Raw genomic sequence first — 8,900 nt, forward strand, 5'->3', positions numbered from 1 at the left:
GCGCTCGCAATGACGGATAGAGAGCGTGCGGCCGTGTCAGAAATCCGACGCGATGCCCTTGCTCTCCCAATCGCCGTAGCGTGTCGGTTCCGGTCCCTTTGGTCCCTGAACCTCCTTCTGCATCGGCGTTGCGTTTGCCGCCGCGGCCTTCCGTCGCGCTTCGGCTTCGGCAAGCGCGCGCTGCGCGGCTGGCGTCAGCGGTTTGCGTTCCGGCGGTGATCCATTGTCGGCCATGCTACGATTTTCCTGCAACTTTCCTGCAACAGATTTTTATATCGCGGATGACCACAAACCTTTGGCATCACGATCAAGAAATCGGAAGACCGATTCTTAGATTTGGCTTATTCGCATGCCAGAGCTGTGGCCTCTTCCCCATGATGGCATGAGCCGAGGCGCTATCCGCTTTCCCTGACTGAGATATTTCCGCTCCATGCCCCCTTCAAGATTTGCAGCGTCGATCGAAGTGCCCGGCCTTGCGGCGCGACGGATCGCAGCCGACATTCTGGACGGCGTCCTGCACAAGCATCGCACGCTCGATGACCAGCTCGATGGCACTGGCGCCCATCCCGGCCTCAAGACGCTTGCCGATCGCGACCGCGCGCTGATGCGCCGATTGGTGTCGACGATCCTGCGCCGGCTCGGAACCCTCGGCCATCTGCTGTCGCGCCTGCTCGACCGCGGCATCCCGACCGATGCGCCGCGTGCGCAGAGCGCGCTTTTGATCGGCGCCGCGCAGATCCTCTGGATGGACGTGCCCGATCATGCCGCGGTCGATCTGTCGGTGCGACTCGTGCAATCGGACCGGCGCGCCGCCAAATATGCAGGCCTCGTCAATGCCGTGCTGCGCCGCTGCGCCCGCGAGGGCCATGCGCTGGTCGACGAGGTCAGGACCCAGACGCTGGATCTCCCGCACTGGTTGTTTGCGCGCTGGGCCGCCCATTACGGCGAAGCCACCGCGCGCGAAATGGCGCTTGCCATCGCCAATGAGCCCTCGCTCGACCTCAGCGTGAAATCCGACCCCGCGCAATGGGCGAGCCGGCTGCACGGCGAGATGCTGCCGACGGGAACCGTGCGCACGCTGTTGCACGGTTCGGTGACAATGCTGCCGGGCTTTCCGGAAGGGCAATGGTGGGTGCAGGACGCCGCCGCGGCACTTCCGGCGCGGCTGTTCGGCGACATCAAAGGCAAGCGAATCGCCGATCTCTGCGCCGCGCCCGGCGGCAAGACGGCGCAGCTCGCCTATGCCGGCGCACAGGTGACTGCCGTCGATCGCTCGCCGGCGCGGATGGCACGGCTGCGCGACAACCTTGCGCGACTTTCGCTTTCGGCGGAATGCATCGTCGCCGACGCCGTCGAGTGGCCGGGCGGTGGTGATGGCTTCGACGGCATCCTGCTCGACGCGCCCTGCACCTCGACCGGCACCATCCGCCGCCACCCCGATGTGGCCTGGCTGCGGCAGGAGGCCGAGATCGCGACGCTGGCCGCCCTGCAGAAACGGCTGCTGCAAAAGGCGGTCACGCTGCTCAAGTCAGGCGGAACACTGGTCTATTGCACCTGTTCGCTGGAGCCGGAGGAGGGCGAGCAACCCATTGCGGCGCTCCTGGGCAGCGAATCAGGGCTGCGCCGCGCGCCGATCACCCCAAGCGAGGTCGCCGGCATCTCCGAGCTCCTCACCGCCGACGGCGACTTGCGCACACTGCCCTGCCATCTGCCCCATGCCGATGCGAGGCTCGGCGGATTGGACGGATTCTACGCCGCGCGACTGGTTAAATCCTGATTTCATTCAGCTTTCACCGTCGCTGGAGCCCGATCTTCGCACCAATGGTTTGCGGTTGGCGCGAAGAAAACCGGTGCGCCCTTGTCCGGATCGCGCTGCGCCTGATTCGCGCCGTTTCAAGATGGTGTCTTGGCGGCGTTTCCGGATTAAAAGGATTCGCCAGAATCCCTTCTCCCTTCAAAGGTTAGGCGTGTCCGTCGCCCAACGCAGACGCATCTCGACGCTGATCGCTGGCCGCTTCGCGCGCAGCGTGGCCGCGCGCGCCAGCGGCGGAACCGTCGCGCTCTCGCGATTGTGGCCCGGCCGCAGCGACCGCCTGATCATCGCCCCGCATGACCTGCGTACGGCGGATGCCACCCGCGCCGCGGAAATCTATGCCGGCCGCTTCGTGTTCGCCGGCAAGATCGTGACCTGCCACGGCCGTTCGATCTTCGACCTCGAGCCGCCATCGGAGGATTGGGAGGCGGCCCTGCTCGGCTTCGGCTGGCTGCGCCATCTGCGCGTCGCCGATACCGCGCTGACCCGGGCCAATGCGCGTTCCCTGATCGACGACTGGATGTCGAACGCGTCGCGCAAGCGGCCGCTGGAGCGGCGCGCCGACGTTCGGGCGCGCCGTGTCATCTCGCTGTTGTCGCAGGCGCCGCTGGTACTCAGCGATACCGACGGCAAATTCTACCGGAAATATCTGCGCGGGCTGGGACGCGAGATCCGCCATTTGCGCTACGGCATGGTCGATGCCGCCGATGGCGTGCCGCGGCTGCAGGTCCTGATCGCGCTGTGCTACGCCTCGCTCTGCCTTGCCAACCAGGCCCGCCACGTCCGCTCGGCGACGCGACGTCTGTCCGACGAATTGCAACGGCAGATCCTGCCCGATGGCGGCCACATCTCGCGCAATCCCGGCGCGCTGGTGGAACTGCTCAGCGATATGCTGCCGCTGCGCCAGACCTTCGCCGCTCGCAACATCGCCCCGCCACCGGCGCTGCTCAACGCCATCGACCGCATGATGCCGATGCTGCGCTTCTTCCGCCATGGCGATGGCAGCTTCGCGCTGTTCAACGGCATGAGCACCGCGCCGTCCGACCTCGTCGCGACGCTCTTGGCCTATGACGACGCCCACGGCGCCCCGATGGCGAGCATGCCGCATACCGGCTATCAGCGGCTCGACGCCGGCAACATGACCGTGATCATCGACACCGGCCCGCCGCCGCCGCCCAGCGTCAGCCAGGATGCCCATGCCGGATGCCTGTCGTTCGAGCTTTCATCCGGACCGAGCCGGATCGTCGTCAATTGCGGCATGCCTGCCACCGGTCGCGACAATTGGCGGCCGTTCGCGCGCTCGACGGCGGCGCATTCGACACTGACCTATCACGACACCTCATCCTGCCAGTTCGTCGAGATGTCCGCGATGAAGCGCCTGCTCAAGGGCGCGCCGATCACCAGCGGCCCGAGCAATGTCGAGAGCTATCGCGAGGCAACCGGCAATGGCGATGTCCTGACGACCTCGCATGACGGCTATCTCTCGCGCTTCGGCGTCATCCACCACCGCGTGCTGATGGCGGCGCAGGACGGCTCGCGGCTCGACGGCGAGGACACGCTGTCGCCGCCATCAGGCGGCCGCATCAAGGGTCATGACAGCGAATACGCCCTGCGGTTTCACCTGCACCCGTCGGTGAAGGCGAGCCGGCTTTCGGATGCCCGCGGCGTCATGCTGGTCTTGCCGAACCGCGACGTCTGGACCTTCGAGGCCGTCGACGACAAGGTCGATCTCGAGGACAGCGTATTCCTCGCCGGCAATGACGGCCCGCGCCGCACCTCCCAGATCGTGATCCGGCAGGATGCAAGGCAGGTCTCCACCATCCGCTGGAGTTTCGTCCGCTCGGGCACTTCGGCGTCGGTCACCAATGCGCGCCGCAATGCACGACGGGAGCCGGAACTTCCGCTGTAGACGGACTCCGTCCAGACCTATTGGGCCGTTGTGAAGATCGTCGAAAGCTGCTAACGAGCACTCGCTCGCGCGACTGGCGACCTTGGATGGAGCACCATCGGGAAGCGCGGGATATATCTGCCGCGCGCCTGGGCATAGGTACTCCCTAACAGAGGATCTTGCCCATGACTGACACGACACGCCGCGTCACCCGCGCCCTCCTTTCCGTTTCCGACAAGACCGGCCTGATCGAGTTCGCCCGCGCGCTCGCCGTCCATGGCGTCGAGCTCGTCTCCACCGGCGGCACCGCGAAAGCGATTGCCGGCGCTGGCCTCAAGGTGAAGGACGTTTCCGACCTCACCGGCTTCCCCGAGATGATGGACGGCCGGGTCAAGACCTTGCATCCCAAGGTGCATGGCGGCCTGCTCGCGATCCGCGACAACAAGGAGCATGCGGCGGCCATGCAGGCCCACGGCATCGCGCCGATCGATCTGCTCGTCGTCAATCTCTATCCGTTCGAGGCCACCGTCGAGAAGGGCGCCGATTTCGAAGAGTGCATCGAGAATATCGACATCGGGGGTCCCGCGATGATCCGCGCCGCGGCGAAGAATCATGACGACGTCGCCGTGATCGTCGAAGCGCAGGACTATCAGGCGGTGCTCGACGAGCTCGCGACCAACAAGGGCGCGACCACGCTCGCGCTTCGCCGCCGCCTCGCCGCCAAGGCCTATGCCCGCACCGCGGCCTATGACGCGGCGATCTCGAACTGGTTCGCGAAGGAGCTCAACACCGAGGCGCCGGATTTCCGCGCCTTCGGCGGCAAGCTGATCCAGAAGCTGCGCTATGGCGAGAACCCGCACCAGAGCGCGGCGTTCTACGCGACGCCTGAGAAACGCCCCGGCGTTGCCACCGCGCGGCAGGTGCAGGGCAAGGAGCTGTCCTACAACAACATCAACGACACTGACGCGGCCTATGAATGCATCGGCGAGTTCGACGCCAAGCGCACCGCTGCCTGCGTCATCGTCAAGCACGCCAATCCGTGCGGCGTCGCCGAGGGCACCGATCTCGTCAGCGCCTATCGCAAGGCGCTCGCCTGCGATTCGACTTCTGCTTTTGGTGGCATCGTCGCCGTCAACTGCACGCTCGATGCGGACGCCGCGCGCGCGATCACCGAGATCTTCACCGAAGTCATCATCGCGCCTGACGCGACCGATGAAGCGATCAAGATCGTCGCGGCGAAGAAGAATCTCCGTCTTCTGCTCGCCGGCGGCCTGCCCGATCCGCGAAGCGTCGGCCTCACCGCCAAGACCGTCGCCGGCGGGCTATTGGTGCAGAGCCGCGACAATGCCGTGGTCGACGACATGGCGCTGAAAGTCGTGACCAAGCGCGCGCCGTCGGATGCCGAGCTGCGCGATCTCCAATTCGCCTTCCGCGTTGCAAAGCACGTGAAGTCGAACACCATCATCTACGCCAAGGACCTCGCCACCGTCGGCATCGGCGCCGGCCAGATGAGCCGGGTCGATTCGGCCCGCATCGCCGCGCGCAAGGCGCAGGACGCCGCAGCCGAATTGAAGCTCGCCGAGCCGTTGACCAGGGGCTCGGTCGTCGCCTCGGATGCGTTCTTCCCGTTTGCCGACGGCATGCTCGCCTGCATCGAGGCCGGCGCCACCGCAGTGATCCAGCCCGGCGGCTCCATGCGCGACGACGAAGTGATCAAGGCCGCCGACCAGCACGGCATCGCCATGGTCTTCACCGGCGTGCGGCATTTCCGGCATTGAGCCGATACGCGGAGCCCGAATTACGCTGCGCTCCATCAGCACTCCACGCTGTCGTCCCGGCTCAAGGCCGGGACGACAGCGGAGTTAATCCCGCACCCGCAATATCAGCGCCAGCCCCCCAAGAAAGAACAGCACCAGCACCGCCATGCCGGCCTTCTGGCTCGCGGTTGCTGCGGTGATGGCGCCGATCAGGAGCGGGCCCATGAACGACGTCACCTTGCCCGTCAACGCGAACAATCCGAAATACTGCGCGATGCGGTCCCTCGGCGCGAGCTGGATGAGAAGCGTGCGCGAAGCCGCCTGCAACGGCCCGCCGGCGGCGCCGATCAGACAGCCGAGCACGAGATAGGCGCGCTCGGCCGCGCCAGCGAACAGCGCACCGCCCGGTTCGGGCGGCGCAACCGGCACGAACAGGATCGAATCCTTGTCGACCAAAAGAATCGCTGCGATCGAGAACAAGAGGATGACCAGGCTGCCCACGATCACGCGCTTCGGCCCCAGGAGATCGTCGAGCTTGCCGCCTAACCAGGCGCCGAACACGCCGGCGATTGCGAGGATGATGCCGAACGTACCGATCTGGATCGTGCGCCAGCCGAAGGTGCCGGCGGCGTAGATGCCGCCGAACGCGAACAGCGACACCAGCCCATCGGCATAGATCATGTTGGCGAGCAGGAACGTCGCCACCGATTTCCGCCTTGGCAATTCGCCGATCGTTTGCCTCAGTTCGCGCAGACCCTCGCGCAGCGCCTGCCGCACCGGCCGCTTCGCCGGATAGTCCGGTGTGAACAGAAACAGCGGCGTCACGAACAGGATGAACCACAGCCCCGTCAACGGCCCGGTGATGCGATCGCCCGCATGCGTGGCGGGATCGAGCCCGAACAGCGGCTTGAAACCGAACAGCGTGCGCCCGCTGTCGGGGCTCGCCGCGAGGAAGCCGAGCACCAAAAACAGGCTAAGCACGCCGCCGACATAGCCGGTGGCCCAGCCCGTTCCTGACAGCCGCCCGATGCGGTTCGGCGGCACCAAGGTCGGCATCATCGCATTGTTGAAGACGGTGGCGAATTCCGCGCCGACAGAGGCGAGCGCATAGGCGAACAGAAGCGGCGGGATGATACTGGCATCGCCGGGCCGGCCGATCCACATCAGTGAGGAACCGAGCACGAGCAGCGCGCCGAAGCCCGCGATCCACGGCTTGCGCCGGCCGCTCGCATCCGCGATGGCGCCGAGCACCGGCGACATCAGCGCGATCGCAAGTCCCGCTGCCGCGGTGGCAAAGCCCCACATCGCCTGTCCGCTCGCCGGATCGGGCGCGACGAAACCTGCAAAATAGGGCGCGAAGACGAACGTCGTGATCAGCGTGAAATAAGGCTGCGCGGCCCAGTCGAAAAAGATCCAGCTCACGACGGCGGCACGGCCTGGATATCCCTTCGGCAACTCCGCGTTGCCTGCCTCGCTGATTGCCATGTCCATGCGAAAATCGTCCTGCCCCAATCACGAACAGGCGCTTTGCCTGTCGGCTTCAAATCCATATAGCATGCGGCCCTGACGCGAGCGCTTCACTTCGGCTCCAACCGCGGCGAAATATTGATGACAACTTCCTCAAATGGTTGGCGCAGGATTGTCGCGACTGTCGTGCTCGTGGTCTTCACCATCATGCCGGCAGCCGCGCAGGAACAGCGCCGCTTCTACATGCCACCGGCTGCCGACACCATGCGGGGCATTGCCGCCGAACATGGCATGGTGGTGGCGCAGGAAAAACTTGCAGCCCGCGTCGGCGCCGACATCATGCGCCAGGGCGGCAATGCCGTCGATGCGGCAGTCGCGACCGGCTTTGCCATGGCAGTGACCTATCCGCGCGCCGGTAATATCGGCGGCGGCGGTTTCATGGTGATCCACCTTGCGGATCGCAACGAGGATGTCGCGATCGACTATCGCGAGACCGCTCCCAGCGCCATCACCCGCGACATCTTCCTCAATGCCGAGGGCAAGCCCGATCCCGACAAGTCGCGCAATTCCGCGCTCGGCATCGGCGTGCCCGGCACCGTTGCCGGTCTCGCGCTGGCGCTTCAGAAATATGGCTCGGGGAAATTCACGCTGGCGCAGATCGTCAAACCCGCGATCGATCTGGCGCGCGACGGACTTCCCGTTGCGGATGATATCGCGGACACGCTGCCGGACATGTATCGCCGCATGTCGCGCTGGCCGAACTCGGCCAGGACATTCTCCCGCGTCGATGGCTCGCCGCTGCATGAGGGCGACACGCTGATCCAGAGCGACCTCGCGGCCACGCTCACCGCGATCGCAGAACTGGGCCCGCGCGGCTTCTACGAAGGGCCGGTCGCGGAAAAACTCGTCAAGGCTATCAGCGATGCCGGCGGCATCATGGCGCTGGATGATCTGAAATCCTATCAGCCCGTGATTCGCACGCCGGTGCGCGGCACCTATCGCGGCTATGATATCGTCTCGATGCCGCTGCCTTCCTCTGGTGGCATCGTGCTGCTGGAGATCCTGAACATCCTCGAGGGTTTCCAGATGTCCGACATTAAGCAGGGCTCTGCCTCCTCGCTCCATGTCATGATCGAAGCGATGAAGCGCGCCTATGCCGATCGCGCCCGCTATCTCGGCGATCCCGCCTTCATCAACGCGCCGACACTCGCTTTGCTCGACAAGGATTATGCCGCCAAGCAGCGCGCCACCATCGACCTTGCCCGCGCCACGCCCTGGGCCGAAGCGGCAGCGGTGCCGCCGCAACGCGAAGGCTCCAACACCACGCATTACTCTGTGGTCGACGCCAGCGGCAATGCAGTCAGCAACACCTATACGCTGAACTTTCCCTATGGCGTCGGCCTCGTCGCCGAAGGCACCGGCGTGCTGCTCAACAATGAGCTCGACGATTTCACCGCCGCGCCCGGCGCCTCGAATGCATTCGGCCTGGTCGGCTTCGAGGCCAACCTGCCGGGTGCGGGAAAACGGCCGTTATCGTCGATGTCGCCAACCATCGTGCTGAGGAACGGCAAGCCGGTGCTGGTGACCGGCACGCCCGGTGGCAGCCGCATCATCTCCGCGGTGACGCAGGTGATCGTCGATGTCATCGACTACAAAATGGATATCGCCGCCGCCGTTGCCGCTCCGCGCGTGCATCATCAATGGCTGCCGGATGAAGTGCGGATCGAGAAGGGATTTCCCGATGACGTGCTGGCCGAACTGAGAGCCAAAGGCCACAAGCTCGTCGAGCCGCTCGGCTGTTCCTCCGCCAACTCGATCCTGGTGACGTCGAACGGCCCGCTCGGCGCCCCGGATCCGCGCACCCGCGGCGCCGAAGCGGCGGGGTATTGACGCCGAAACGTAGAGCCTGAGAACCAATTCGGTTTTCGGGTAGACGGCATCCGAAGTAGCGGATGTTGAAGACCTCGACGGTGGA

The 8,900-nt window shown here is 65.4% G+C and carries 6 protein-coding genes and 1 riboswitch; of the genes, 4 read left to right on the forward strand and 2 right to left on the reverse strand.

What is annotated here, in order from left to right; translation table 11 throughout:
• Positions 1-36 precede the first annotated feature (36 nt).
• Positions 37-234, reverse strand: a complete 198-nt coding sequence (locus ACZXDY_RS24245) for a DUF1674 domain-containing protein (protein WP_028165213.1) — start codon at positions 232-234, stop codon at positions 37-39.
• A gap of 196 nt (positions 235-430) precedes the next feature.
• Here ACZXDY_RS24245 and ACZXDY_RS24250 point away from each other — a divergent pair, with 196 nt between their 5' ends.
• The 3 genes from ACZXDY_RS24250 to purH all read left to right on the forward strand — a co-directional run bounded on the left by ACZXDY_RS24250 (position 431) and on the right by purH (position 5,479).
• Entirely contained in the window at positions 431-1,777 is a 1,347-nt protein-coding gene (locus tag ACZXDY_RS24250; protein WP_464347227.1) for an RsmB/NOP family class I SAM-dependent RNA methyltransferase, read from the forward strand.
• 190 nt (positions 1,778-1,967) lie between these two features.
• Positions 1,968-3,722: a heparinase II/III family protein gene (locus tag ACZXDY_RS24255; protein WP_464347228.1), complete on the forward strand. Its 1,755-nt coding sequence runs from the start codon at positions 1,968-1,970 to the stop codon at positions 3,720-3,722.
• Positions 3,723-3,781: 59 nt separating this feature from the next.
• Positions 3,782-3,863: riboswitch (ZMP/ZTP riboswitch) on the forward strand.
• 23 nt (positions 3,864-3,886) lie between these two features.
• Complete coding sequence (gene purH, locus ACZXDY_RS24260) at positions 3,887-5,479, forward strand: bifunctional phosphoribosylaminoimidazolecarboxamide formyltransferase/IMP cyclohydrolase (protein WP_464347229.1); 1,593 nt, start codon at positions 3,887-3,889, stop codon at positions 5,477-5,479.
• 84 nt (positions 5,480-5,563) lie between these two features.
• Here purH and ACZXDY_RS24265 read toward each other — a convergent pair whose 3' ends face one another.
• Positions 5,564-6,949 (reverse strand): MFS transporter, encoded by a 1,386-nt coding sequence (locus tag ACZXDY_RS24265; RefSeq protein WP_130226295.1) that lies wholly within the window; start codon positions 6,947-6,949, stop codon positions 5,564-5,566.
• Between the two features lie 219 nt (positions 6,950-7,168).
• Here ACZXDY_RS24265 and ggt point away from each other — a divergent pair, with 219 nt between their 5' ends.
• Positions 7,169-8,815: a gamma-glutamyltransferase gene (gene ggt / locus ACZXDY_RS24270; RefSeq protein ID WP_464347232.1), complete on the forward strand. Its 1,647-nt coding sequence runs from the start codon at positions 7,169-7,171 to the stop codon at positions 8,813-8,815.
• The last annotated feature ends 85 nt before the right edge of the window (positions 8,816-8,900 follow it).

This window comes from Bradyrhizobium sp. LeoB3 (assembly GCF_055456055.1).